Source organism: Streptomyces montanus (genome assembly GCF_005786655.1).
Taxonomy (GTDB): Bacteria; Actinomycetota; Actinomycetes; order Streptomycetales; family Streptomycetaceae; genus Streptomyces; species Streptomyces sporangiiformans.
In genome coordinates this window covers 43709-68313 of the sequence record NZ_VBZC01000040.1, presented here as the reverse complement: position 1 = coordinate 68313, position 24605 = coordinate 43709, and the positions used below count along the sequence as shown (strand labels likewise).

The 24605-nt window shown below is 70.9% G+C and carries 25 protein-coding genes; 12 read left to right on the top strand and 13 right to left on the bottom strand.

What is annotated here, in order from left to right:
• Positions 1-310 precede the first annotated feature (310 nt).
• The gene (locus tag FE633_RS30690) at positions 311-2224 is read left to right on the top strand and encodes an FUSC family protein (protein WP_138048436.1); all 1914 of its coding nucleotides are present in this window, start codon (positions 311-313) and stop codon (positions 2222-2224) included.
• On the opposite strand, the gene FE633_RS30685 is transcribed toward FE633_RS30690, so the two are convergent.
• Positions 2214-2714, bottom strand: coding sequence for a winged helix-turn-helix transcriptional regulator (locus FE633_RS30685; RefSeq protein ID WP_246113908.1), 501 nt, complete (start codon positions 2712-2714; stop codon positions 2214-2216). The two genes, FE633_RS30690 and FE633_RS30685, sit on opposite strands and share 11 nt — an antisense overlap.
• Positions 2715-2814: 100 nt before the next feature.
• On the opposite strand from FE633_RS30685, the gene FE633_RS30680 reads away from it, so the two are divergent.
• Positions 2815-3246 (top strand): nuclear transport factor 2 family protein, encoded by a 432-nt coding sequence (locus tag FE633_RS30680; RefSeq protein WP_212747300.1) that lies wholly within the window; start codon positions 2815-2817, stop codon positions 3244-3246.
• Between the two features lie 52 nt (positions 3247-3298).
• Here the strand turns inward: FE633_RS30680 and FE633_RS30675 are convergent, their stop codons facing one another.
• Positions 3299-4255: an endonuclease/exonuclease/phosphatase family protein gene (locus FE633_RS30675; protein WP_138048435.1), complete on the bottom strand. Its 957-nt coding sequence runs from the start codon at positions 4253-4255 to the stop codon at positions 3299-3301.
• A 149-nt stretch (positions 4256-4404) separates the two neighbouring features.
• Here FE633_RS30675 and FE633_RS30670 point away from each other — a divergent pair, with 149 nt between their 5' ends.
• The 3 genes from FE633_RS30670 (at position 4405) to FE633_RS30660 (ending at position 7388) form a co-directional block, all read left to right on the top strand.
• Entirely contained in the window at positions 4405-5811 is a 1407-nt protein-coding gene (locus FE633_RS30670; protein WP_138048434.1) for an amidohydrolase, read from the top strand.
• 64 nt (positions 5812-5875) lie between these two features.
• On the top strand, positions 5876-7066 hold the full coding sequence (locus FE633_RS30665; RefSeq protein ID WP_138048462.1) for a cytochrome P450 family protein: 1191 nt from the start codon (positions 5876-5878) through the stop codon (positions 7064-7066).
• 148 nt (positions 7067-7214) lie between these two features.
• On the top strand, positions 7215-7388 hold the full coding sequence (locus tag FE633_RS30660; RefSeq protein ID WP_119100458.1) for a hypothetical protein: 174 nt from the start codon (positions 7215-7217) through the stop codon (positions 7386-7388).
• On the opposite strand, the gene FE633_RS30655 is transcribed toward FE633_RS30660, so the two are convergent.
• Positions 7378-9357, bottom strand: a complete 1980-nt coding sequence (locus FE633_RS30655) for an ABC transporter ATP-binding protein (protein ID WP_138048433.1) — start codon at positions 9355-9357, stop codon at positions 7378-7380. The two genes, FE633_RS30660 and FE633_RS30655, sit on opposite strands and share 11 nt — an antisense overlap.
• Positions 9358-9852: 495 nt before the next feature.
• Here FE633_RS30655 and FE633_RS30650 point away from each other — a divergent pair, with 495 nt between their 5' ends.
• Positions 9853-10563 (top strand): hypothetical protein, encoded by a 711-nt coding sequence (locus tag FE633_RS30650; RefSeq protein ID WP_246113907.1) that lies wholly within the window; start codon positions 9853-9855, stop codon positions 10561-10563.
• 60 nt (positions 10564-10623) lie between these two features.
• On the opposite strand, the gene FE633_RS30645 is transcribed toward FE633_RS30650, so the two are convergent.
• Entirely contained in the window at positions 10624-11076 is a 453-nt protein-coding gene (locus tag FE633_RS30645; protein ID WP_138048432.1) for a hypothetical protein, read from the bottom strand.
• Between the two features lie 34 nt (positions 11077-11110).
• A complete protein-coding gene (locus FE633_RS30640) occupies positions 11111-11710 on the bottom strand; it encodes an ATP-binding protein (protein WP_138048431.1) in 600 nt (199 codons plus the stop codon).
• Between the two features lie 178 nt (positions 11711-11888).
• Here FE633_RS30640 and FE633_RS30635 point away from each other — a divergent pair, with 178 nt between their 5' ends.
• Both FE633_RS30635 and FE633_RS30630 read left to right on the top strand, forming a co-directional pair.
• Positions 11889-12749 (top strand): helix-turn-helix domain-containing protein, encoded by an 861-nt coding sequence (locus tag FE633_RS30635; RefSeq protein WP_138048430.1) that lies wholly within the window; start codon positions 11889-11891, stop codon positions 12747-12749.
• Positions 12750-13013: a DUF397 domain-containing protein gene (locus tag FE633_RS30630; protein WP_138048429.1), complete on the top strand. Its 264-nt coding sequence runs from the start codon at positions 12750-12752 to the stop codon at positions 13011-13013.
• A gap of 161 nt (positions 13014-13174) precedes the next feature.
• Here the strand turns inward: FE633_RS30630 and FE633_RS30625 are convergent, their stop codons facing one another.
• The 3 genes from FE633_RS30625 to FE633_RS30615 form a co-directional block, all read right to left on the bottom strand.
• Positions 13175-13834 (bottom strand): protein tyrosine phosphatase family protein, encoded by a 660-nt coding sequence (locus tag FE633_RS30625; RefSeq protein ID WP_246113906.1) that lies wholly within the window; start codon positions 13832-13834, stop codon positions 13175-13177.
• A gap of 351 nt (positions 13835-14185) precedes the next feature.
• Positions 14186-15673 carry a glutamate synthase subunit beta gene (locus tag FE633_RS30620; RefSeq protein ID WP_138048427.1) on the bottom strand — a complete coding sequence of 496 codons (1488 nt, stop codon included), beginning with the start codon at positions 15671-15673 and terminating at the stop codon, positions 14186-14188.
• 190 nt (positions 15674-15863) lie between these two features.
• Complete coding sequence (locus FE633_RS30615; protein WP_138048426.1) at positions 15864-16343, bottom strand: anthrone oxygenase family protein; 480 nt, start codon at positions 16341-16343, stop codon at positions 15864-15866.
• 304 nt (positions 16344-16647) lie between these two features.
• On the opposite strand from FE633_RS30615, the gene FE633_RS30610 reads away from it, so the two are divergent.
• Together FE633_RS30610 and FE633_RS30605 are read left to right on the top strand one after the other, a co-directional pair.
• Positions 16648-17289, top strand: a complete 642-nt coding sequence (locus tag FE633_RS30610; RefSeq protein ID WP_171060180.1) for a nucleoside/nucleotide kinase family protein — start codon at positions 16648-16650, stop codon at positions 17287-17289.
• A 112-nt stretch (positions 17290-17401) separates the two neighbouring features.
• Complete coding sequence (locus FE633_RS30605) at positions 17402-17830, top strand: CBS domain-containing protein (protein WP_138048424.1); 429 nt, start codon at positions 17402-17404, stop codon at positions 17828-17830.
• Between the two features lie 75 nt (positions 17831-17905).
• On the opposite strand, the gene FE633_RS30600 is transcribed toward FE633_RS30605, so the two are convergent.
• Positions 17906-19033, bottom strand: a complete 1128-nt coding sequence (locus FE633_RS30600; RefSeq protein WP_138048423.1) for a magnesium and cobalt transport protein CorA — start codon at positions 19031-19033, stop codon at positions 17906-17908.
• 188 nt (positions 19034-19221) lie between these two features.
• Between FE633_RS30600 and FE633_RS30595 the strand changes: the two genes are divergently transcribed.
• On the top strand, positions 19222-20016 hold the full coding sequence (locus FE633_RS30595; RefSeq protein ID WP_138048422.1) for a methyltransferase domain-containing protein: 795 nt from the start codon (positions 19222-19224) through the stop codon (positions 20014-20016).
• 11 nt (positions 20017-20027) lie between these two features.
• Here FE633_RS30595 and FE633_RS30590 read toward each other — a convergent pair whose 3' ends face one another.
• Together FE633_RS30590 and FE633_RS30585 are read right to left on the bottom strand one after the other, a co-directional pair.
• The gene (locus FE633_RS30590; protein ID WP_138048421.1) at positions 20028-20969 is read right to left on the bottom strand and encodes a carbohydrate kinase family protein; all 942 of its coding nucleotides are present in this window, start codon (positions 20967-20969) and stop codon (positions 20028-20030) included.
• Between the two features lie 95 nt (positions 20970-21064).
• Positions 21065-21970 carry a pseudouridine-5'-phosphate glycosidase gene (locus FE633_RS30585; protein WP_138048420.1) on the bottom strand — a complete coding sequence of 302 codons (906 nt, stop codon included), beginning with the start codon at positions 21968-21970 and terminating at the stop codon, positions 21065-21067.
• 99 nt (positions 21971-22069) lie between these two features.
• On the opposite strand from FE633_RS30585, the gene FE633_RS30580 reads away from it, so the two are divergent.
• Complete coding sequence (locus tag FE633_RS30580) at positions 22070-22498, top strand: VOC family protein (RefSeq protein ID WP_138048419.1); 429 nt, start codon at positions 22070-22072, stop codon at positions 22496-22498.
• Between the two features lie 3 nt (positions 22499-22501).
• Here FE633_RS30580 and FE633_RS30575 read toward each other — a convergent pair whose 3' ends face one another.
• Together FE633_RS30575 and FE633_RS30570 are read right to left on the bottom strand one after the other, a co-directional pair.
• Positions 22502-23788: an MFS transporter gene (locus FE633_RS30575; RefSeq protein WP_138048418.1), complete on the bottom strand. Its 1287-nt coding sequence runs from the start codon at positions 23786-23788 to the stop codon at positions 22502-22504.
• 233 nt (positions 23789-24021) lie between these two features.
• Complete coding sequence (locus FE633_RS30570) at positions 24022-24576, bottom strand: methylated-DNA--[protein]-cysteine S-methyltransferase (protein ID WP_138048417.1); 555 nt, start codon at positions 24574-24576, stop codon at positions 24022-24024.
• Between the last annotated feature and the right edge of the window lie 29 nt (positions 24577-24605).

Here is a 24605-nt window from a genome sequence, read left to right as displayed (position 1 = left end):
GGCGCTTCTCTGGCGCACTCGGCCCATACGGTCTTTCCGGGAGCGGTCGGGCGAGGGGCGACACCCCAGTGGCGGGCCGCCGGGGTCCCGGGGTCGGTGGTGGAGCGGGAACCGAGGGCCGGAGGATCAGAGGGCGCACAACCCGATTGCGTTCATAAAGAACGCGGGTCTCCCGAGGATCGTCACATCGTGGAAACATCTGGGTTCCAGTTCCTCCAGGACCGCGATCTAACGTGGAGACCACACCCACCCACCGCCCGGCCGACGTCGCCCGAAGGCACACCCCCGCCCTCGTCCTGACAGGAGCCCCGTGTCCCGCCTCGCCCTTGCTCTGCCGCCATGGCTTGCTCATGCCCTCCGTGCACAGAGGGGGCCTGTGCCGTGGAGTGCCGTCGTGCGGGGTGCGCTTGCCGCTGGGCCGCTGTTGCTCGCGGCTGTTCTGGTCGACCGGGTTTCCGTCGGGGTCGTGGCCGCGCTCGGGGCCATGCTGGCCGGGATCAATGACCGGCCCGGGAGCCGGAGGGTTTCGATCAAGCGGCTCGGTGTGCCCGCGCTGGCCGGGGCCGGGGGGATGTTCATAGGGACGTACCTCGGGGCGCATGCCGGAGCGGTTGTGCTGACCTTGGGGCTGACCGGGCTCGGGCTGGTCGCCGGGGCTGTCAGTGCTGTGGGGACCGTGGCGTCGGGTGCCGGGACGCAGCTGCTGGTGGCCGCCGCCATCGGGGCCGGGATGCCGTTGCCCGAGGCGGGGTGGCAGCGGGCGCTGTTCTTCGCCGGGGGTGCGGGCTGGCTGATGGTGTTGCGGCTCGCGCTGCCCACGCCCTCGGCCCTGGTCAGTGACTTTCGGTTCGATGGGGAGCGCGATGCCGTTGCCGCCGTGTACGACGCCATCGCAGCGCTGCTCACCGCCGTGGGCGGGGAAGCGGCCACAAGTCGTCGTGCCGCGCTGACCGCCGCGCTCGATCACGCTCAGGACGCTCTCGCGGGACCGCGGCTGCGGCGGTACGCCAGTTCCTCGGCCGAGCGGCGGTTGCGGGCGCAGTACGCCGCCGCCCTGCCCCTCGCCGAGGCGGCGACCGCTCTCGCCTGGGCGGAGGACGCGTTGCCCGAGCGTGCGGCGGAGGGCCCGCGGCGGCTCGCCGTCGCCGTACGGACGGGGGAGCCCTGTGGGCCGTTGCCCGCGCCCTCGCGATCCGTGCCGGGGTTGCGCGCCCTCGATGACGCCCTGCTGCATGCCGCCGAGGCCTTCGACAAAGGCCGTCCGGGGGCACGGAGTTCCCAGGGCGACGCTTCCGAGACCAGCCCTCTCGATCTCGGTACCCAGCGGACCGCGCGCTACGGTCCGCGCCTGCGTCCCCTCCGGGCCAAGGTCCCGCTCCTGATCCGTACCGTCACCGGCGCCGGTGGCCGTGAGTACGGGTTCCGGGTAGCGCTGTGCTTCGGTGCGAGCGCCGCTGTCGCGCAGGCGCTGCATCACGTGCACTGGTACTGGCTCCCGGCCACCACCGTCTTCCTCGTCAAGCCCGACCTCGGGCCGCTCGTCTCGCGCGTACTGAACCGGGCGGCGGGCACCGTCTTCGGTGCCCTCGTCTTCGCCGGGTTCGCCGCCGTGCTGCCCCGGCCGGAAGGGCTCGTGGCGCTCGTCGCCCTCAGTGGCGCGCTGATTCCTGTCGCCACGCGGCACTTCGCCGCCCAGACCGCCGTCGTCACCGTCCTGGTGCTCTCGCTCGTCATGGTGGGCGGGGATCCGCAGGCCTCCTGGAGCCGGATCGGCGAGACGCTGCTGGCCTGCGCGATCGTGCTGCTCGTCGGGCATCTGCCGGTGCCGGGGCAGCGCGGCGGGAACGTACGGGCCCGGCTGGGGCGTGCGACCGAGGCGGCGCACGCGTACCTGGCGCACGTGCTGAGCGGAGCCGACGACCGTGCCGCGCGCTGGGCACTGCGCCGCGAGGCCTATCGGACGCTGGCCGAGGCCCGTGCCGCGATCGACCGCGCCTCCGCCGAACTTCCCGCCCTGGCACGGCACACGGAAGGCACCGACGAGGTCGCCGCCACGCTCGAACGTCTCGTGGACACCACCACCGCCTGCGCCGTCCACCTCGACGACACAGGGCGGCTCACCCCACGGCACACCGGGCGTCTCGCCACGCTCCTCGACGAGCTCGTGGAGCAGCGCGAGCGCGCCGGGCTCGCGGAGCCCCCGGCCAATCTCCTCAGCGCCTGAGCACCGTGTGCACCAACGCCGTCCCGGGCGCCGTCCGCCCGCCCGGGCCCGCCGTGTGCGTCACCTCCTCGGGTGTCAGCTCACCCCCACAGTGCCCGCACGTCACCCGCGGATCGGCCGGCCGGCCGCACGCGCTGTGCACCGGGACCAACGGCGGCCCCGCCACCACCCGATGCCGGTCGCCCCATGTGAGAAGGGTCAGTACGACCCCGTACAACTCCCGGCCCGCAGGCGTGAGTACGTACTCGTGGCGCGCAGGCCGTTCCTGATACGCGACCCGCTCCACGACCTCCTCGGCGACCAGGTGATCGAGCCGGTCCGCCAGGATGTTGGTCGCGATCCCCAGGTCGGCGCGCAGATCCTCGTAGCGGTTCAGGCCGAGGAAGAGGTCGCGGAGGATCAGCACCGTCCACTGGTCGGCCACGACCGCCGAGGCCCGCGCCACCGAGCAGTGCATTCCTGCAAAACGTTCGCCTCTCACACCCACCACCGTACTTCCTTGTGGTTTGCAAGGGACCTGCCTAGCCTCTACGTAGCAAGTCACTTGCAATCAGCAAGTCAGTTGGCGAGGCAGATCAGGGAGGGCTCGGATGTACCACGCCATCGTCCGTAGCAAGGTCCGCAAGATGTGGCGCACCGTCGGCAGCGGCGACGGCGCGTACCGCCAGGCCGTCGAACTCGCCTCCCCGGACGTGCACTTCCGCTTCGTCGGCGACACCCCGATGGGCGCCGACCTGCACGGCCGCGCGGCCTTCGCCGACTGGTTCGAGCGGTTCCAGAGGGTCTTCCCGGGGTTGCGGCTGACGCTCACGGACGTCGTCGTCAAGGGCTGGCCCTGGAACACCACCGTCGTGACGCGGCTGCGCGTCCGCGGAAGGCTCGCGGACGGCAGCGCGTACGAGAACGAGGCCTTTCAGTGGGTACGGATCCGCTGGGGGCGCATGGTCGAGGACACGGTCCTGGAGGACACCCTGCGTCTCAACGAGGCCTACCGTCGGCAGGAGTTGGCGAACGCGACCTGAGCAACAGCAGGGAAACGCCGGCCGCGGAAGAGGATCACGACTGTCACGGCTGTCACGGCTGTATACGCACCCACACCGGTGCGTGGTCCGACGCCGGCTTGCCCCTCCGCTTGCCAGGCTCGGGGCCCACGGACGGCAGATCGGGGGCCTTCGTGTCCGGCAGCCCCGTACCGGCGGCCGTGACCCGGTGGACCAGGCGGTGGCTGGTCAGTATGTGGTCGATGAGTTCGGGGCGCCCCTCGTGGATCCGTGAGAAGCGCTGCTCGGCGGGTATGAGCGGCGCCACGTTCCACAGGCGGAACCGGTCGCCCTTGTCCTTGATCTTGAATCCCGGCCTGTCGATCTCGGAACCGGGCGGGCCGAGCAGGATCTGTGTGGTCGCGGCGCCGGCCTCGTCGTTGAGGTCGCCGAGCACCGCCACGTCGCGATCGCGGCCGTCGCCGTCCAGAAGCTGGTCCGCGAGCGCGCGCAGCGCCGTCGCCTCCGCGGCCCGCCGGTAGAGGGCGTACGCGCCGTAGCGGGCCCGTTCGCCCTCGTCACGAGGGTTGAAGCGGCCACCCGGGTACGTCAGCAGCTTCGACTTCAGATGGCAGACCGCCACCTTCAGCGTCATCGCCCGCGTCGCGATCTCCACGGCCAGGAAGCCACGGCCCGACGCGGACACGGGCTCGCCTTCGTCGTCGCCCTGGACGGGCCGGAGCGGCGCGGGGAATGTGTTCGTGTCGGCGAGCACCCGCGGGACGACGTCGCGGCTGAGGAAGCCGACCCTGATGCCGCGGCCGTCCGGGTGCTCCGAGAGCGCGACGTGCCAGTCGCCGTCCAGCTTTTTGGCCAGGTCCTCCAGCGCCTCCGGGTCGCCGACCTCCTGCACGCCGAGCAGGGTCGGGTCGAGTGCGCTGATGGTGGAGGCCAGGGAGGTGAGTTTGGCCTCGTACTCGGCCTCGGTCTTCGGACCGAACTCCCCATCGGGCCGGTACAGGTTCTCCAGGTTCCAGGTGCCGAGAAGCATGCCGGGCTCCCTTCCGGAAGCGCTGCCGAAGCGCCGCCTGTGGAAATGGTGTGGCCAGCGTGCGCGCGAAACCGTTACGGCGACAGGGCGGGGAACGGGATGCGCGGTTAACGTCACCCGGCGGCACGACCCCGTCGTACCGTGGCGTGATGACCTCGTCCGACATCTCGCCCGAAGCGGAGACTGCCGCCGATCTCATCATCACCGGATGCACCGCCCTCGTGCACGACGATCATGAACAGATCGACTTCGTCGAGGGCGCCACCATCGTCGTACGGGACGGGATCATCGAGGCCGTCACGACCGACCCCGAGGACCTCTCCGGCCTTCCTGACCCGACCGGCCTCCCCGAGGCCGGGGGAATGACACGCATCGACGCGCGCGGCCAGGTCGCGATGCCCGGACTGGTCAACTGCCATACGCACACGCCGATGGTCGCGCTGCGCGGCATCGCCGAGGACCTCCCGATCGAGGAGTGGTTCAACGACGTCATCTGGCCCATCGAGTCCAACCTCACGGACAAGGACGTGGAGTTGGGAGCGCGGCTCGCCTGTGCCGAGATGATCCGGGGCGGCGTCACCTGCTTCGCGGATCACTACTTCTCGATGGACACGGTCGCGGCCGTCACCGCGGAGAGCGGGATGCGTGCCAATCTCGGGCAGGCCTTCTTCTCCTCCCAGGGGGCCGAAGGGCGCGAGCGGTCACTGGACTTCGCGCTGCGCCACCGGGGAGGAGCCGCCGGCCGCATCAGTACCTCGCTCGCCCCGCACGCCCCCTACACCGTCGACGACGCCGACCTCGCCGCCACCGCTGAACTCGCCCGTGAGAACGGTCTGTTGGTGCACATCCACGCCTCCGAGAACCGCGACCAGACCGACACCAGCCTGACCCGGCACGGCCGTACGCCGATCGAGATCCTTCAGGGCGCGGGGCTGCTCGACGTCGACCTGCTCATCGCCCACGGCACGGGCATCGTGGAACGCGACCTGCCCGTTCTCGCCGGTGCGACGGGACGCGTCGCCGTGGCCGGCGCACCCCGCGGCTACCTCAAGTTCGCCTGGCCCACCACGACTCCGGTACGTGCCCTGCGGGAACTCGGGATCCCCGTCGGGCTCGGCACGGACGGGGCCGCCTCGAACGGTTCCCTGGACGTGTGGGACGCCATGGCCCTCACCGCGCTGGTGCAGAAGTCGACCGAGGGCGACCCACGCTGGCTCACATCCCGTCAAGCCCTGCACCACGCCACGCTCCAGAGCGCGCGGGCGGTCGGACTCGGCCAGGAGATCGGCAGCCTGGCTCCGGGACGCAGGGCCGACATCATCCTCGTCGACCTGACCGGCCCGCACACCCAGCCCGTGCACGACCTCGCGGCCACACTCGTGCACAGCGCCCGCTCCAGCGACGTACGCACGACGATCGTCAACGGGCGGGTGCTCATGCGCGAGCGCGAGCTGCTGACGCTCGATGTCCCGGGAATCGTGGGGGAGTTGGGGGAGCGGATGCCCTCCCTGCTCGACCGGAGCCACGGCAGGAAAATCCAGGAGTACGACACCTAGGGTGGAGCGCATGCCGAACATGCAGAACAGGGCGCACACGCCGAACAGGGCGCAAACGCCGAACATGGCGCACACGTCGAACCAGGACCCGGCCGCAGACCTGCTCGCCGACCCCTACGCCGTCTACGAGCGTCTGCGCGACACCGCCCCCGTTCACCGCATCGCCGGCACGGACGGCAGGCCTGCCTGGCTTGTCACGCGCTACGAGGACGTGCGCGAGGCCCTGGGGAACCCGCTCCTGTCGCTGGACAAGAGCCATGCCCTCCCGGGTAATTACAAGGGCCTGTCTCTGCCTCCGGCCCTGGACGCCAACCTCCTCAACATGGATCCGCCCGACCACACCCGCATCCGCCGCCTGGTCGTGCGGGCCTTCACGCCCCGGCGCGTCGAGCAACTGCGTGTCCCCATCAGGCAGACCGCCGACCGGCTCCTCGACGCGCTCGGGCCGCACGGCAGCACGGATCTGATCACCACATACGCCGCGACCCTGCCGATCACCGTCATCTGCGACCTGCTCGGGGTACCGGACGAGCACCGCAGGGACTTCCGGTCCTGGACCGACGTGCTCGTCACCCCGGACCCGGAGAAACCGCAGGCCGTCAAGGAAGCGGTCGTGGCGATGCTCGGCTTCCTCACCCAGCTCCTCGTCGACAAGAGGAAAGAGCCCGCCGACGATCTGCTCTCCGACCTGATCGCGGTCCGGGACGAGGGCGACCGGCTCACCGAGGACGAGCTGATGTCGCTCGCCTTCCTGATCCTCTTCGCGGGATACGAGAACACGGTGCAGCTCATCGGCAACGCGGTCCTGGCGCTGCTCCAGCACCCCGAACAGCTCGCGGCCCTCCGCGCCGACCCGGCCCGATTGCCCGCCGCCGTCGAGGAGATCGCCCGCTACGACGGACCCGCCCTGCTCGCCATCCGGCGCTTTCCGTTGGAGGACGTGACGATCGGCGACGTCACCGTCCCCGCGGGCGAGACCGTCCTGCTGTCCCTGTCCGCCGCCAACCGCGACCCGCACCGCTTCCCGGACGCCGACCGGTTCGACCTCGGCCGCGACGCCTCCGGGCATCTCGCGCTCGGCCACGGCATCCACTACTGCGTGGGCGCACCGCTGGCCCGACTGGAGACGGAGATCGCCCTGTCGGCACTCCTGGAGCGCTTCCCGGATCTCGCGCTCGCAACCGAACCCCACGACGTGCGGTGGCGCCCCTCCCTCCGGTCACGCGGCCTGCTCGCGCTCCCGGTGACCTACTGACGAAGCTGAGAGTTCACTCACACCGGGCATGTCACCGAGTGTCAGCTACGTCTCAGTACGGTTACTTTGCGAGACGTTCACGCGCGGATTGGCGTTTAACTCTATGAGAACAGCGCTGGAACGGAACAGCGCTACATGGAGGTGCAGGGTGAACGGGCGAACGGTGCTGGAGCGGTTTCCCGCCGGTGGGCCTCGTGGCTCGTGGCCGGCGGAGGAGTTTGCGCAGGCGCGCCGCCTGGAGGGGCAGATGGCGGAGGTCGTGATGGATCTGACGTCGGACGCGTTCCTGGTGGTCGTACGGGACCTGGACCTCACGGAGTGAGCCGCGAGCGGGGGCGCGGCCCGGGCCCGGGTACCTTCACCGCGAACTGGTCGGCCTGCAGGGAGTAGAGCTCCGCGTAGACCCCGCCCGTGGCGAGGAGTTCGTCCGGGGTGCCGGACTCCACGAGACGGCCCTGGTCGAGGACGTACACCAGGTCGGCGTGGCGTACCGAGGCGAGGCGGTGCGTGATGAGGATGACCGTCTGGCCGGTGCCCGCCAGGGCCCGGATCTTCTCGAACACCTCCAGTTCGGCGCGGGCGTCGAGGGCCGCCGTCGGCTCGTCGACGACCAGGATCGCCCCCCGCCGGTACGCGGCCCGCGCGATGCCGAGCCGCTGCCACTGACCGCCCGACAGCTCGTGCCCGCCGCTGAACATGCGGGCCAGCAGCGTGTCGAACCCGTGCGGCAGATCGGCCACGACGTCCTCGGCGCCGGCTTCGGTGACGGACGCGGACAACCGCTCCTCGGTGAGCGGAGCCGAGGTCCGGCCGATCGCGACGTTCACGCGTGCGGTGAACGGCCATCGTTTGAAGTCCTGCGCCACCATCGCGATGCGCTCGGCGAGTTGGTGCCGGTCGGCGGTCGCCGCGTCGACGTCGTCCCACATGATCCGGCCGCTCTGCGGCGCGTACAGACCCGACAGAAGTTTGACCAGGGTGGTCTTGCCGGAGCCGTTCTCGCCGACCAGCGCCACGATCTTGCCGAGCGGCACGGTCAGCGTCACCTCGGAGAGGGCGGGGCGCGAGGCGCTGCCCGGGTAGGTGAACGTGACGTTCTCGAAGCGGACCTCGCGCGGGTTCTCGGGCAGCGGCTCGCCGCCGGCCGGGATCGCGCGGCGCGCCGCCTCGGCATACAGGCGTTGCAGGTCTCCGACGAACAGGGCTTCCTCGTGCAGCCTGTTGACCTCCAGGACGAGCGTGTCCAGGTTCGCGGAGCCCGTACGGATGGCGATCACGGCCGTGCCCGCCACGGACAGCGACATCGCGCCGACGAGCAGCAGTCCGCCGAGCGTCGTGTACGTCGCCACGGTCGCGAGGCCCGTCCACGCGGCCGCGATCAGGCCGGTACGGGCCGCGAGCCGGGCCAGCCGTGCCTGCTCCTCCTCCGCGGACTCCGACATCGCGCGGTAGTGGCGCAGCAGGAAGGGACCGACCCCGTGGACGCGGATCTCCGGGGCGGCGGCCGGTTCGGTCAGCAGCCCGCTGATCAAGTGGCCGGCCCGGGCGTGCTGCACCCAGGTGTGGAACGACTCGTAGCGGCGCCGGGCGATCGTCAGCGCGCTCCACGCGCTCGGCAGGGTCATCGTCACCAGCAGCGGCAACAGCGACGGGTGCAGCACCGTCAGGACGCCCGCCGCCGCGACGAGCGAGATCATCGCGTTCACGACGCGCGTGGCGATCGCGATCATGCGCCGGGCCGACGAGGCGCCGTACTGCGCGGTGTCCAGCAGCTTGTGGAAGGCGTCGTCCTCGATCGCGGACAGCTCGACCGCCGCCGCCCGTTCCAGATACAGCTCCGTCGCGACGCGCTCCACCTTCGGTTCGAGGCGGCCGGTGGCGTAGGTCGACGCGGCCCGCAGCAGCGCGGCGAGCAGCATCACGACGGCGACCGTGACGAGCGCGGGCACCGCGCCACGCAGCCGGTCGTCTACGGGCCCCTCCGCCATCAGCCGGGCCAGCACGACGTTGACCGCGAGCAGACTCACCGCCTGGACCACGCCGCGGCCCACCTCCGCGCCCACGACGGTCCGGGCGGCCCGCCGGTCCGCCTGCCAGGCCAGGCGGAAGCTGGCCGCGAGGAGCGAGGGGAGCTGCGTCACCATGGCGCGGAAGCCCAGTTCCAAGAACGCGTCGGAGTGTTGCGACCAGCCGGTGTCGTAGCGTAACGGGCCGCCGAACAGCAGCCGCTCCGACTCGGAGGGCTCGGGCCTGCCCGCGCCGCGTTTCCGTTTCGTCGATCCTGAACTCAACGGCTCTCCCCCGCTCGTGGGCGAAACGGCCACTATCGCGGTGCCGGAGGCCGCCGGGGAAGGCGCGCGTCCCGTGCGCCCCGGCGCAACCGGAGCACACCCGGCGCTCGACGCCGCGCTGTGCCATGCGCCGCGTGCTCGGCCATGCCGAGGAACGCGACCCTCCACCCGGGCGGGCAACCGGATTTCTTCACGACCAGCACACTTTGGACACCATGCGATGTCACAGGCGTCTCATACACTGCTGGCGCGTCAGCCAGAGCCATCATCGGGGGAGTTGGACAGATGAACGCCTGGAATCCGCCGGGGTCGGGGCCGGGGCAGCCACAAGGGCCGTATCCACCGCAGGGGCCGTATCCGCCTCAGGGTCCGTACCCGCCCCAGGGCGGGTATCCGCCCCAGGGTCCTTACCTGCCGCAGGGGCCCTATCCGCCTCAGGGGCCTTACCCACCCGCGCCCGCTCGCGTGGGTCTCGGGCGCAGACTGTGGAGCACGGTGGGGCCGATCGCCGTCGGTCGGCGGGTGTTCAGGCCGTCGCGGCCGGACCGCGTCGAGGACGAGACCGTCGGCAGAATCCAGAAGATCCGTACGGCCGTGGGACTGGCCGCGGTCGTCGGGGTGATGCTCGCCTACAGGCTCGTCGACTCGGCCGAGGGCGTGGCGAGCGACCGCGGCAAGCAGGCCTGGCTCAGCATCTGCGTGCTTGCCGCCACCTTCCCGGTCGTGGTCGGTGGCTTCATCGCCATGGCCCGCCCGCCCGTCAGGCGGGAGCTGCTGCGCCGGACGGCCAAACCGATCGGCTCCCTCGTGGCGCTCTTCGCCGCGATGGCGACGTTCCCGTTCGCCGTGTTGACGGCCAGCCAGTGGACTTTGACGCCCGCAGTCAAGGCGGCGGTGATATTCGGCAATGTGCTCATATTCCTGTGGGTGCTGCCGTTCGTGGTCTACGGCGTCGCCATGTCGCTCGTGCACGTCTTCCGCACGGCCGACATCCACGAGGTGGTGCCACCCCTGCTGGCCACCGTACTGGTGTGGGAGATGGCCGTCCTCGACGTTGTCAACGGAGCCTACGAAGGTGCGCCGTTCATCGTGCGCGTGGTGTTCGTCCTGGGAGCGCCCGTCTCCGTGACCGCGGTGGCGCTCTGGGAACTCCGCAGACTGCGCACCCTTCACGCCCTCACGATCCGCGGGGCGCTGATGCGGTGACCGGGGCCCACAGGCCGAGGCCGACAAGAGGAAGAAGCAGGAAGGGAAAGAACGTACCGATCAGGTGCTGACCGGCCGCGACCACGAGGGGGCCGCCCCCATGATCCGGCACAGCGCCAGATAGAGCGGGATCGGCGGAGTGTACGGAATCTCGCTGTCAGGTTTGTGGATGAGGCCGGGCAGACGCGGTGCGTCGTGCACCACCGCTCCCGTGGCGTAGTGCGCGGGAGCCGGCCACTCGAGGGAGACGTCGGAGTCGGAGGGGACGAGCCACCACCACTGGGTCCCGTCGGCGTACACGCACCCGACGCGCGGCAGCCGGGGTATCAGCAGTGGCCCGAATCTGGCGGGCATCGCCACCGCGTCGCAGCCGAGGGGCACCTGCATGCCCTCCGGGACGGCGAGCTGCTGCGGTGACCCTGCATGGGACGTCCGCAGTCCACGCCGCAGACGGACCAGCGTGTCCAGGTTCAGTACCCGGGGAGTTCCGGCTGACGTAGCCCTCACACTCATTCAGCCCCCGTCCGATCTCAAGGTCGCGGCACCATCAGAACCATTCGTGTCCGGCCGAGGGCGGCGTCCTGGCCTCGGTCCGCGAGGAGCCGGCTGGGGTCGGCCGGCTCCTCGCACTCCAGCCCAGATCCGACCGCGGCTCGGCGCCGTTGTTCGCCGAGCGCGGTAGATCGGCCCAGACCAGCAGTCCGGGACCGGTCTCCTGGGCGCCCCAGGCACTGCACACCGCCGCAACGAGGAGCAGTCCCCTTCCGTGCTCCTCCTCGGGGCGCTGTGGCGACGGGTGGGGTTCACCCGGCGCACACCCCTCATCACGTACGGCTATCCGAACCTGGTCGTCGCTGTCGTGCAGCTCGCACACCACCTGGCGGCTCGCCGTGTGCACGACCGCGTTGGTGACCAGCTCGGAGACGACCAGCTCCGCCGTCGCGCAGGTGTCCTCGCAGACGGCCCACCCCGAAAGCCGGGCACGGGTCAGGCGCCGGGCCTGCGCTGCAGAACCCGGGTGCGCGGCCAGCTCGAAGCTGAATCGGCGATGGTGGGCCGCATCGGGGCGCACCCCGGCGGCACCGAGACCGAACCAGTCCTCGGCGGCGTCTGCTCTTAACGGCGCGGGCGGAGTCACGCTTGCCACTATCTCCCCGCCGTGAACACTTGGCAAGTGTCACTCTGAAAATTGCAGAGTGCAGTGTGACGTCCCGAAGGGCCATGGCACACTGCTCGCAACAGCATGTGGCGCGGCGTCAGTTGGGTACCCGGCCTGGGTACGCACCGGGCGCCGCCCGGGCTGTCAGGACTATGTGGAGGTGGACGTGAGCGAGCCGCGGTCCGCACCGACGGTCGGTCAGGTCGTCCTCGGACGGCGCCTGTTGGACCTGCGGGAGCGCGCGGGGCTCAAGCGCGAGGAGGCCGCGCGCATCCTTCGCGTCACGGCCGCCACCGTCCGCCGCATGGAGACGGCCGAAGTCGCCCTGAAGATCCCGTATCTTCAACTTCTGCTGAAGTCGTACGGTGTTTCCGACGGCGAAGCTGAGGCCTTCGTCACACTCGCCGAGGAGGCCAACCAACCCGGCTGGTGGCAGCGGTTCCACGACATCCTGCCGGGCTGGTTCTCGATGTACGTGAGCCTGGAGGGCGCGGCCACCCTCATCCGGGCGTACGAGCCCCACTTCGTACCCGGTCTGATGCAGACCCAGGAGTACGCCCGGGGCGTCATGGAATCAGGCGCCCTCGGTCAGACGAGACCAGAAGACATCGAGCGCCATGTGGCGCTGCGCATGCAACGTCAGCAACTGCTCACGCGCGAGGACGCGCCGCGGTTGTGGGTCGTGATGGACGAGACCGCGCTGCGCCGGCCCGTCGGAGGCCCCGAGGTGATGCGCGCGCAGATCGACAAGTTGCTCGAGACCACGAAGCTGCCCAATGTGACGCTGCAGATCGCCCCGTTCTCCTCGGGGCCGCACGCGGGCACGTACGGGCCTTTCGTGCTCTTCCGATTTGCCATGCCCGAACTGCCGGACATGGTCTACAGCGAGTACCTGACCGGCGCCGTCTACCTGGACGCGCGTGCCGAGGTGGCCACCCACCTCGAGGTCATGGACCGCATGGCGGCGCACGCCGCCACAGCACATCGCACGAAGGAGATCCTCACCGATCTCCGCAAGGAGCTGTGAATGAATCCCATCAAGGCCCGGGTACACAACGCGCCGATCTACAACGGCATGCCCGCACGGGAACTGGGCAGCGAAGGCTGGCACAAGCCGTGGAGCGGGGGCAACGGCGGCAACTGCCTGGAGGCGATGAAGCTCGCCGACGGCCGCATCGCGGTCCGTCAGTCGGCGGACCCGGACGGACCCGCCCTCATCTACACCCCCGGTGAGATGACCGCGTTCATCCAGGGCGCCAAGGCCGGAGAGGCGGACTTCCTGCTCTCTTGACGCTGTTGATGTCCCCGCATCGCGCATGTGTGCGCATTTGATTGATGACTAACCACGGCAGACGCCGCAGATGCTTACGGAGTACCTCATGACCGTGACCGAGGAGGACCCCTCTCAGGACACCGGCCGGGCCGTCCGGACCGTCCGGATCGACGTGTGTACTACAGCCATGACCCCATGCGACGTGGCGCGTCCACGAGGCGGCTGAGCGCGATCACCGGGAACGGCGGCTGCTCTGCGCGGTCCCGGCCCAGGCTCAGCCCGTAGTAGATCTGCTCGATCGACGGCGGTCCGACCGCGAGGTTGCGGCGGACCGCCGCCGTCGGTGACTCCTGTCCGGCGTGGACGAGATACGCGGCCGCCATCGTCCCTGTACGCCCCACGCCTGCGCCACAGTGCACGAACACCGGCCCCGGCACCGAGCCGACGACGTTCAGGAAACGTCGTACCTGGTGAGGTGTCGGGGTCTGTCCGTCGCGGATGGGCAGACGGACGACATCGAGCCCGGCCTTGTGGGGGCCGGCGAGCTGGGCGGCGCTCAGGTTCTCGGCGCGCAGATCGACGACGGTGGTGAAGCCGAGGCGCGCCAGCGCCCGGTAGCCCGCGGGGGAGGGGGCCGCACCGCGCCACAGTTGCCCGTCGGTGTCCACGGGCTGGAAGTGGTGGATGCCCCTCACGGGGCGAGTTCCCTCGGGTGGCGGGGTGTGTTCGCGCATCCAGTACGACACCGCGAGGATGCCCAGCGCGCCGGTCGCCCAGAGGGCGAGATAGCCGAGAGCGAGGGTGGCGAGCGCCCGGAGGAGGACTCGGCGGCGAGGCATGCGGGGCCGACCGGTCGGCAGCGTGAGTCGGGGCGAGGACGGGGCGATGACAGCCATGGGCGAGCCGGGGTGCTCTCGGGGACGAGGGGCGCGCAGGCATCGTAACCTCGGGTGCTGGGGCGGGAGCGGCCTGTGATGACAGTGGGGCGGTTGTAGTCATATGGGCCCGCTGGGATTCAGTCAATCGGGCTGCGGGCTGCGGGCAGCAGGGCGGCGCCGACGGCGGTGACGGCGGTCAGGCGGCTGTGCTGCCTCGCTGCCCCGGGGCACCGAGCGGCGGCAGTCTTCGGGTCGGAGTAGGTGCTCACCCGTTGCCGCCGGGCGGCGGAAGTCCGAGAGACAGTCCAGGGCTCATACCGTCATCGGCCGGTCGTGCGGCCCTATCGGTGCCGGAAGCCGGGAGTTCCCCGTCAGATGACGGTCCACCGCTGCCGCGACCGCCCGCCCCTCGGCGATGGCCCACACGATCAGGGACTGGCCGCGGGCGGCGTCCCCGGCGGCGTACACGCCCGGGACGTTGGTCGCGAAGTCCGCGTCGCGGCTGATCGTGCCGCGGGGGGTGAGGGCGAGGCCGAGCTGGTCGACGAGGCCGTCGGTGCGGTCGGGGCCGGAGAAGCCCAGGGCGAGCAGGACCAGGTCGGCGGGGATCGAGCGCTCGGTGCCGGGGAGTGGCCGGCGCTCGGGGTCGACCTCGACGATATGCAGTGCGCGGACGTGCGCATTCGCGTCGCCGGTGAAGCGGAGCGTGGACGCCGCGAAGAGCCGCGCGTCCGCGTCCGCCGCGGGCGCGGTCCGCAGGTCGCGAGCCTCCTCGTGCGCGGCCGACAGGCGGTAGATCTTCGGATAGACCGGCCACGGCTCGGTGTCCTCGTCGCGCTCCGCGCCCGGCTGCGCGTAGATGTCCAGCTGGGTCACGGACGCCGCGCCCTCGCGCACCGCCGTGCCCAGGCAGTCGGCCCCCGTGTCGCCGCCGCCGACTATCACGACGTGCTTGCCGGCAGCGGACAGCGGGGACGTCTCCAGGTCTCCCTCGCACACCCGGTTGGCCAGCGGCAGATACTCCATCGCCTGATGAATGCCGTCCAACTCCCTCCCGGGCACAGGGAGTTCACGCCAGGCAGTGGCACCCACGGCGAGGACCACAGCGTCGTAACGGGCCCGCAGCTCGGCAGCTCCCAGGTCCCTGCCGACGGCCACTGACGTGCGGAACTTGGTTCCCTCCGCCCCCATTTGACCGAGCCGTCGCTCCAAGTGCCGCTTCTCCATCTTGAACTCGGGGATCCCGTACCGCATCAGCCCGCCGATCCGGTCGTCCCGTTCGTACACGGCGACGGTGTGCCCGGCCCGGGTCAACTGCTGGGCCGCGGCGAGCCCGGTGGGCCCCGAGCCGATCACCGCGACCGTCCGCCCGGACAGCCGGTCCGGCGGTCGCGGCGGCGTGAACCCGTCCTCCCAGGCCCGGTCGGCGATGGCGGCCTCGACGTTCTTGATGGTGACCGCGGGCTGGTTGATCGCCAGCACACAGCCCGCCTCGCACGGCGCGGGACACAACCGCCCGGTGAACTCGGGAAAGTTGTTGGTGGCGTGGAGCCGGTCGCTGGCCGCGCGCCAGTCGTCGCGCGAGACGAGGTCGTTCCACTCGGGGATCAGGTTGCCGAGCGGACAGGCCTCGTGGCAGAAGGGAATGCCGCAGTCCATGCAGCGGTCGGCCTGCGTGCGGATGATGGGCAGCAGCGCCCCGGGGACGTACACCTCGTCCCAGTCACGGACCCGCTCCTCGACGGGGCGGCGTGGCCACTCCTCACGGGAGGCGTTGAGAAAACCCTTGGGATCGGCCATGGCCGTCTCACTCACGTACGCGTACGGGGGCCCGTGCGCCTCCGGCCTACGACCTCCGGGCGGCGGCCGGGGCGGCAGGGAGCAGGGCCTTCGGTTGACTCTCCCCGCCACGATACGTCGCCCGCGCCGCGCACGCCTCAGGCATGCGCCGGCCTGTGCGCCCAAGGCGTGCGCGCCCGGCGTGTATGCCTCAGGTGAGGGCCAGCACGTACGAGATCGCCGCGGCGGCCGACGCGACCATGCGGACGTGGTTCCACATCGTCCACTCGCTCACGAACGTGGGCCAGTACCTGGCGGCCTCCGGGGTGCCGGGGTCCATCTTGGCCAGCGCGTCGTTGCGCGGGACGTTCGCGACCATCGTGACTCCGAACGAGCCGAACAGATACAGCGCGCTGCCGAGCAGCAGCTCCACCGTGCCCTCGTCGGGCCACAGCACGAACGTGACCACCGCGAGCACGGTACACAGCACCGCCGACCCGACGAACACGACCATGAAAGCCGGCATCAACGCGGTCACGTTGATCGCCTGCATCGCCGCGACGCCCTGCGCGGGCGGCAGTGCGGCGAGCCCCTTCATCACGAACGTCGAGAACGCGCAGAAGACCCCGGCCACCAGCCCGGTGCCGAGCACACCCAGCAACGTGAACACGAAGTACGGTCCATCGATCATGGCAACTCCCGCATAGAGCAAGCCCGTGGGCAACAACTCGGCGCACCGCTCCCAGAACCGTCGGGCCGAACGCTCCCGAACCCCAAGATCCTGCCCGGAACTCCCTGTCACTACTAGTGAAACCCGGTACCAGAAGAGTGACCATGGTTGAGAGGCTCGGGGCCATACGCGGGCGTCTTGGACGCTGAGCGTATGCGCCTTCGAATGCCGCCCGGCCGACCTGCCGCCGAGCGGCCCGTCGAGTGGGCCGAGCGGCCGCCGAACGGAGCCGAGAGCCGCCTGGCATGTCGGCCCGCGCGGCATCATGGGCCTTGTGCGACTCGAAGCGATCACCTGGGAACGGCTCGGCGACCTCCTCGCCGAGCGGCTGCTCGACCTGAAGCCGGGCGACGGCAGTCCGTGGCCGCGCATCGCCTTCGACGGAGCACCGGCCGCACAGCCCGGCCACCTCGCCGAGAGCGTGGCCGAGGCGCTGCGCATACGTGGCCGCTCCGCACTGGTCATCGGCACAGAGGGCTTTCTGCGCCCCGCGTCACTCCGGTTCGAGTACGGCCACCAGGACGTGGAGGCCTACTACAACGGCTGGTTCGACACCGCAGCCCTGTGGCGCGAGGTCTTCGGCCCGCTGGAACCGGCGGGCGACGGCCGTGTCCTGCCCGACCTCTGGGACCCCGCCACCGACCGCGCCACCCGCAGCCCCTACGTCCAACTCCCTCCCGGCGCCCTGCTGTTGCTGCACGGCCCGCTGCTCCTGCGCCACTGGTTCCCGTTCGACCTGGCCGTCCACGTGCGCCTCTCCCCGGGCGCTCTGCGGCGGCGCACCCCCGAGAGCGAGCACTGGACGCTGCCCGCGTACGAGCGCTACGAGAGCGAGGTCGCCCCGGGTGACACGGCCGACGTCCTGGTGCGTGCCGATGACCCGCGCCGCCCGGCGTGGAACGGCTGACGTCGGCGAACTCCAGGTGCGTATCTCTCCGTCCTTCGCGAGAATGTAGAGGCGCCGGGACCAGCGGTGCGTCCCCGCGCCGCGCCGGCCCGCCGGCAACGGGAGGTATTACATGACCACCGCCGGAGACATCATGCACCGCGGCGCCCAGTGGATCCCCGCTCACGAGACGCTGGACCGTGCCGCCCAGCTGATGCGGGAGCTCAACGTGGGCGCGCTGCCCATCAGCGACCAGAACGAACGGCTCTGCGGCATCCTCACGGACCGCGACATCGTGGTCGGCTGCGTGGCCATGGGGCACGACCCGGCCCGCGTCACCGCGGGCGAGATGGCCAAGGGCACGCCGCGCTGGATCGACGCCGACGCCGATGTCAGTGAAGTGCTCGGCGAAATGCAAGGACACCAGATCCGCCGCCTTCCTGTGATCAAGAACAAGCGCCTGGTCGGAATGATCAGCGAGGCCGATCTGGCCTCGCATCTGACGGAGGAACAGCTCGCGGGCTGGGCCGAGAGCGTCTACGCGAAGGCCACGACACGCTGACACCGGGAACGCGCCCTCGTCCGGCACGAGCCGCCCTCGTCCGGCCGGCCGTGCCGGACGAGGGGCACACGCTTGTCACAACCAGCCGTTGCGCTTGAAGCCTCGGTGCAGGAAGAAGCAGGCGACACCGATCACACCGAGCGCCCAGGCGTAACCGAACTTCCAGTGCAGCTCCGGCATGAATTCGAAGTTCATGCCATAGACACCGCAGACCATCGTCGGCACGGCGATCAGCGCCGCCCACGCCGTGATCTTCCGCATGTCCTCGTTCTGCGCGACGCTGACCTGCGCGAGGTGCGCCTGCAGAATCGAGTTGAGCAGGTCGTCGAACGCGGCTATCTGCTCGGTCACCCGCAGTAGATGGTCGGAGACATCCCGGAAGTACGCCTGTATCTCCTGGTCGACCACCCGTATCGGCCGGGTGGCGAGATCCGTGATCGGGCGGCTCAGTGGCACCACCGCCCGCTTCAGCTCTAGGAGTTCGCGCTTGAGCTGGTAGATGCGCCCGGGGTCGGCCCGCGCGCCGTTCTCCGCGAACACGTCGGTCTCGACCTGGTCGATGTCCGCCTGCACCGCGTCGGTGACGTTCAGATAGTCGTCGACCACATGGTCCGCGATCGCGTGCAGTACCGCGGCCGGCCCCTTGGCGAGCTGCTGAGGGTCGGCCTCCAGCTCCTCGCGCAGCGGGCCCAGCGAACCGTGCAGGCCGTGCCGCACCGTGATCACGAAGTCGGGGCCGACGAAGACCATGATCTCGCCGGTGTTCACCACCTCGCTGGTCGCGGTCAGTTCAGTGTGCTCGACGTAGCAGACCGTCTTGAACACCGCGAACAGGGTCTCGCCGTACCGCTCCAGTTTTGGGCGCTGATGGGCGTGCACCGAGTCCTCGACCGCCAGCGGGTGCAGGTCGAAGAGCTGGGCGATGACCGCGAACTCCGCCTCGGTCGGCTCGTGCAGCCCGAGCCAGACGAAGCCTTCGTCGTCCTTGCGGATCTTCTCCACCGTCTCGACGAGGTCCCGGCCGCCGGGCACTCTGACCCCGTCCTCGTACGCCACGCAGTTCACCACCGAGGAGCCCAGTGGGGACCGGGCGGGGTGGCTGAGGTCCACACGGGCCCGCCGCCGTCCCAACCGCGCCACCTTGCGAAGGCCACCGGCCCTGCCCAAGCCCGTGACCTTCCGCAGATTCCCTGCCATGGACATCTGGATCTCCTCGTGTGGATCTCCTCGCGCCGCGCTCTGCGCCTTGCCGCGGCCAGTTTGCCAGGATGTACCGATGGCCGGGAAAAGGCTGGGGGAACGGAACGTTCCGTTCCGCAGCCTGCCACGACACGTGAAGAACGGGAGAGTCGGCCATCGTGGGCAAGCCGGACAACTGGGATGATCTACGCATGACGCGAACCCACGGGTATCTCCTCGACAACCGGCAGACCGAGGCGAGTCAGCGCTTCCAGGCCCTCGCCACCCTCTTCGACCCCACGACGTTCCGGCACATCGAGCGGCTCGGCATCGGATCCGGCTGGCGCTGCTGGGAGGTCGGCGCCGGCGGCACGTCCGTGGTGTCGTGGCTCGCCAAGAAGGTCGGCCCCACCGGACGGGTCGTCGCGACCGACACCGACGACTCGTGGGCTACGTCGCCCGCCCGCCCGCCGGTCGAGGTGCGCGTCCATGACGTGGGCGTGGACGAGCCGCCGGGCGACGGCTTCGATCTCGTGCACGCCCGGCTCGTCCTGTCCCATGTGCCGGACAGGGAACGGGCATTGCGGTCGATGGCCGGGGCGCTGCGGTCCGGCGGACGACTCCTGATCGAGGACGCCGATCCCGCGCTGCAATCGCGGCTCTGCCCCGACGAGCAGGGCCCTGAGCAGCAGCTGGCCAACAAGCTGCGCCACGCCTGCGACAAACTGCTCGCCAAGCGCGGCGCCGACCTGGCGTACGGACGTCAACTCCCGCGCCTGCTCCGCGAGGCCGGACTGCGGCGGGTGGAGGCCGAGGCATGCTTCGCGATCGCCTCGCCGGCCTGCGCCGCGCTGGAGTCCATGACGGTCGGCCAGGTCCGCGAAGAGCTCGTCGCGGCGGGCCTTGCCTCGGACCAGGACATCGAGCGTCACTTGGCGAACGTGACAGCAGGCGTCATGGATCTGACGACGGCACCACTGGTCTCGGCGTGGGGGCGCAAGCCGTAGCCCAGGCGCCGTCACGCGCCCCTCTCCGGCCTCCCGCCCACCCGCTCCACCGCCCGGGCTCCCGCCCGGCACCCCTCCGCCGCCGCCTCGCCGGGGCGGCTGCCCGAGAGCACGGCAGCGAGGAAGGCGCCGGTGAAAGCGTCCCCGGCCCCCGTGGTGTCGACGGGTGTCGCGGGCGCCGCCCGAACGTGATCCCGTACGGCACCCGACTCGGCCACCAGTGCCCCGGCTCCGCCTTGCTTGACCACCACCAGCGGGACGTGGCGGCTCAACTTGGCCGCCGCGTCCCCCGGATCGGGCAGCCCGGTGAGCAGGCAGGCCTCGTCCCGGCTCGGCAGCAGTACGTCGATGCCCTCGGCGAGTGCCAGAAAGCGGTCGACGCCGAGCACGGTGAGGAACCCCGCCGACGCGGGATCCAGACTCACCGGCACGCCACGGGCGCGTGCCGATTCCAGAGCCACCGCGACCAGTGCCCGGCCCGGCTCGGAGAAGAACAGGTAGCCCGACAGGTGCAGCCACGCGACGTTGTCGAGCAGCGACGGCGACCAGTCGCCGGGGTCGAGCCGCAGGGAAGCGCCGCTGTCCGTGAGGAAGGTGCGCTCCGCCGCCGCATCCGTGTCCACCAGGCAGATCACCGTGCCTGTCGGTGCCGTGGGATCGACGACCAGGTGGGGACGCACCCCTGAAGCGGTCAGCTCCCGCTCGTGCCACGCGGCCGAGTCGGCGCCCACCCGGCCGAGGATCCGCACGTCCGGACAGCCCCAATGGGCCGCCCAGCACGCGACGTTGGCGCCCGCACCGCCCGGCATGGTCCGGATGGCGGCGGCCGTGTCGGTGCCCGAGGCGAGCGGTCCTCGATGCCGGGCGACGACGTCGGTGACGATGTCACCGACGACCAGCAGGGCCCCGTCATGACGACCCTGCCCCGTCGTCTCCCAGCCGGGCCCCGTCATACCCGTCCCCGTCGTCTCCCAGCCGGGCCCCGTCATGCTCGAGCCCGGCGCTCTCGCGGCCCCGTCGGCCTCGCCCTCGCCTCCGCCTGCCCCGGTCACGCCCCGGCCCAGGCCGCCGCGATCCGCCCCGCGAGTCGTACGTTGCCGCGTACGGCCGCCAGATTGGCGCTCAGGGACGCCCCGTCGGTGTGCCGCACCAGATAGTCGAGCAGGAACGGCGTGACCGCCTGGCCGGTCACGCCCTCCGCCTCGCACGCGTGCAGCGCGTCGGCCAGCACGCGCGCGTGGAGCTCGGGATCCAGTTGCTCCGCCTCGGGAACCGGATTGGCGACGATCAGCGCGGACTCGGGTCCGTCGAGCGCGTCCTGCGCGTGCATGACAGCCGCGACCTCGTCGGGCGACTCCAGCGTCCAGTCGACCGGGTGCCCCGAGTCGGACAGATAGAAGCCGGGAAAGCGCGCCGTCGCGTACCCGGCGACCGCGACGCCCAGTGTCTCCAGGCGCTGCAGGGTCGCCGGCACGTCAAGGATGGACTTCACGCCCGTGCACACCACCGTGATCCGGGTACGCGCGAGGAGACCCAGGTCGGCGGACTCGTCCTGGGTGAGCGTCCACTCCCGGTGCACTCCACCGAGCCCGCCCGTCGCGAACACCCGGACGCCCGCCCGCGCGGCCAGCAGCGCTGTCGCCGACACCGTCGTCGCCCCGCTCGCCCTCGTGGCGACGGCGAGCGGCAGATCGCGATGGCCGAGCTTGCGCATGGCGTCCTCGTTCGCCACCCGCTCCAACTGCTCCTTGTCGAGGCCCACCCGGGGCTCCCCGTCCAGGACGGCGATCGTCGCGGGAACGGCACCCTCCTGGCGTACGGCCGTCTCCAGCTCCAGCGCCACCTGGAGGTTGCGCGGGCGCGGCAGCCCGTGCGCGATGATCGTGGACTCAAGGGCCACCACCGGCCGGTGCGCGGCGAGCGCCTCCCGTACCTCTTCGGACACCACCAGCACGCGCCTGCCTCCTGTCTGTCGGTTCTCCCCTCATCCCTGGCGGGCGGCGCGCCCGGCCAAACCCTTGCGACGGCCGGAAGAGGGCAGCAGCCTGGGGGCATGACGGACAACTCGGCACGTCTCGACCATGTCGTCCTCTGGGTGCGCGACCCGGTCGCCTCGGCCGACTTCTACGAGAAGTCGGTCGGGCTGGAGCCCCTCAGAATCACCGAATTCACCGCGGGGAAGGTCTCATTCCCCTCCGTACGCCTCAACGAGGAGACCATCTTCGACCTCGCACCACTGTCGATGGCAGCGGGTATGGACATCGTCCCCGGGGCGGCCGAGAGCGCGGGGCACCCGGTCAACCATGTATGCCTGTCCCTTCGGGGCGAGGACTTCGATGAGCTCCGCGCTCGTCTGGAGCAGCGGGCCGTCCCGGTCTCCGACTTCTCGTACGACGCGTTCGGGGCCCGGGGAACGGCCAAGCGAAGCTTCTACTTCCGGGACCCGGACGGAAACGTCTTCGAGGCACGGCACTACGAGTAGCGCTCAGACAGGAGACGCCGGGTCTGCGACGCGCTTGCCTCGGGTGAACAGGGCCAGCGCGCCGAGCGGCAGCAACAGGCAGGCGGCGATGAGGTTCAGCCAGCCGTAGCTCGCCTGCGCGACGATGAGGCCCGCGGCCGCGCCGCCGACGCCCGCCGAGGTGTTCATGGTCAGGTCGGACAGCCCCTGTGCGGCGGCGCGCGCGGGCTGGGGCACGGAGTCCGTGAGGAGCGCGGAGCCGGAGACGAGGCCGGCCGACCAGCCGAGGCCCAGCAGGAAGAGCCCGGCGGCGCTCTGCTCGTGACTGGCGCCCGCGGTACCCGCGAGCAGTGCCGCACAGGCCAGCAGGGCCACCGCGAGTCCTATCACCGAGAGCCGCCCGAGGCGGTCCGACAATCGCCCCATGATCGGCGAGAACGCGTACATGCCCGCGATATGGCCACTGATGACCAACCCGATCAGGTCGATGCTCGCGCCATGGTGACCGAGGTCGACCGGCGTCATCGACATGACCGAGACCATCGCCGTGTGCGAGACGGCCACCGTCACCAGGGCGAGACGGGCGCGCGGCGAGGCCCGTACCGCGGCCAGCCCGGCCCGGATCGAGCGCGCGTCGGCTGACTGCTCCTCGACCGGCGCGAGCGCGCGGGCGGTGAGCAGCGGGTCGGGCCGCAGCAGCATCGCGACCAGGAGCGCCGAGACGAGGAAGACGCCGGCCGCCCACAGGAAGGGGCCCGCCGTCTCCGGTATGCCGAGCCCGGAGACGCTGCGTCCCGCGGGCGCGGCGATGTTGGGACCGAGAACCGCACCGATGGTGGTGGCCCACACGACGTTCGAGATGGCCCGGGCCCGCCGCTGGGGTTCGGCCAGGTCGGCGGCCGCGAACCGGGCCTGCAGATTCGCGGACGAGGCCGCACCGAACGCAGCCATGCCTAGGAGCAGCAGGGGAAAGCTGCCGACGGCCGCGGCGGCCACGACGACGCCGGCCCCCAACGCACCGATGAGATACGCCAGGACGAGCCCGGGACGGCGACCGCGCGCGGTCATCAGCGCCGCCAGCGGCATGGAGAGCACGGCCGTCCCCGTTACGGTCGCGGTGGGCGCGAGCCCGGCCAGTGACTCGGTGCCGGCCACCTGTTCGGCCAGCACCACGGCGAGCGCGATACCGGTGGCGACGCCCAGTCCGCCGAGGATCTGACTCGCGATGAGTACAGCGGATATGCGGCGCCGCAGTGCCGGTATCCCGTCCGCGTCGACAGGCGCGGCGACCTGCCGCTCGACGGCGGTCATCGCGAACGGGCCGGGGCGGCGCAACAGAACGCGCGCACGTCGGTCTCAGTGGCGAACCGTGCCGGGGCGGATGCGTACACACGTGCGCAGGATGTGGTCACCGGCGCAGTCTCCCCTTCTCCCGGACCGCAGTCTCCCCCTTTTCCCCGAACCCGGGACACCCTGGGCGCAACGGCCTTTCCCGAACTCGAGGCCCCCGTGCCTCCCCAGTGCCTTCCGGGTCCGACCGCCCTTCAGAACAACGGCTCGGGAAGCACCCCTTCCAGGGCCAGCAGCTTCCGCTTGGTCTCCAGGCCGCCGCCGAAACCACCGATGCCGCCGTCGCTCTCGACGACCCGGTGACACGGCACGACGACCGGCAGGGGATTGGCGCCCATGGCGATGCCCACGGCCTGGGCCGCGCCCGGCTGACCGACCCGCCCGGCCAGGTCGCCGTACCCGACAACCGTCCCGTACGGAACGCCGGACGCCAGTTCGCGCAGCACCTGGCGGTTGAACCCGGAGATCAGCGACCAGTCCAGTGGCAGCTCGAAGTCGTGCCGCGCACCCGCGAAGTACGCCTCGACCTGGCATATCGCCTCGGCCAGCAGCGGGGACCCGGCTGCCTCGACGGGCTCGGCGCCGAGCCTGGATCCGAGCCGGTCGAGCGCCTTGTCGCGCACCTCGTCCGTGGCGTGGAAGACGACATTGACCAGGCCCTCGCCGGTCGCGGCCAGCAGCAACGGGCCGATGTCGGTGCCGACGACGGTCCACACCACCTGCTGCTCGTTCTGCCCATGGCTGTTCATGCGGTCCACCGTACGGCGCACCACTGACA

Coding starts and splice junctions, on each gene's coding strand:
- FE633_RS30570 (WP_138048417.1), bottom strand. CDS start 24,576: ATGAACAGCCATGGGCAGAACGAGCAGCAGGTGGTGTGGACCGTCGTC.
- FE633_RS30610 (WP_171060180.1), top strand. CDS start 16,648: ATGGGCCTTGTGCGACTCGAAGCGATCACCTGGGAACGGCTCGGCGAC.
- FE633_RS30670 (WP_138048434.1), top strand. CDS start 4,405: ATGACCTCGTCCGACATCTCGCCCGAAGCGGAGACTGCCGCCGATCTC.
- FE633_RS30625 (WP_246113906.1), bottom strand. CDS start 13,834: ATGCCTCGCCGCCGAGTCCTCCTCCGGGCGCTCGCCACCCTCGCTCTC.
- FE633_RS30620 (WP_138048427.1), bottom strand. CDS start 15,673: ATGGCCGATCCCAAGGGTTTTCTCAACGCCTCCCGTGAGGAGTGGCCA.
- FE633_RS30615 (WP_138048426.1), bottom strand. CDS start 16,343: ATGATCGATGGACCGTACTTCGTGTTCACGTTGCTGGGTGTGCTCGGC.
- FE633_RS30630 (WP_138048429.1), top strand. CDS start 12,750: ATGAATCCCATCAAGGCCCGGGTACACAACGCGCCGATCTACAACGGC.
- FE633_RS30665 (WP_138048462.1), top strand. CDS start 5,876: ATGGCGCACACGTCGAACCAGGACCCGGCCGCAGACCTGCTCGCCGAC.
- FE633_RS30590 (WP_138048421.1), bottom strand. CDS start 20,969: ATGACGGGGCCCGGCTGGGAGACGACGGGGCAGGGTCGTCATGACGGG.
- FE633_RS30605 (WP_138048424.1), top strand. CDS start 17,402: ATGACCACCGCCGGAGACATCATGCACCGCGGCGCCCAGTGGATCCCC.
- FE633_RS30645 (WP_138048432.1), bottom strand. CDS start 11,076: ATGAGTGTGAGGGCTACGTCAGCCGGAACTCCCCGGGTACTGAACCTG.
- FE633_RS30595 (WP_138048422.1), top strand. CDS start 19,222: ATGACGCGAACCCACGGGTATCTCCTCGACAACCGGCAGACCGAGGCG.
- FE633_RS30675 (WP_138048435.1), bottom strand. CDS start 4,255: ATGCTTCTCGGCACCTGGAACCTGGAGAACCTGTACCGGCCCGATGGG.
- FE633_RS30580 (WP_138048419.1), top strand. CDS start 22,070: ATGACGGACAACTCGGCACGTCTCGACCATGTCGTCCTCTGGGTGCGC.
- FE633_RS30575 (WP_138048418.1), bottom strand. CDS start 23,788: ATGACCGCCGTCGAGCGGCAGGTCGCCGCGCCTGTCGACGCGGACGGG.
- FE633_RS30600 (WP_138048423.1), bottom strand. CDS start 19,033: ATGTCCATGGCAGGGAATCTGCGGAAGGTCACGGGCTTGGGCAGGGCC.
- FE633_RS30680 (WP_212747300.1), top strand. CDS start 2,815: ATGTACCACGCCATCGTCCGTAGCAAGGTCCGCAAGATGTGGCGCACC.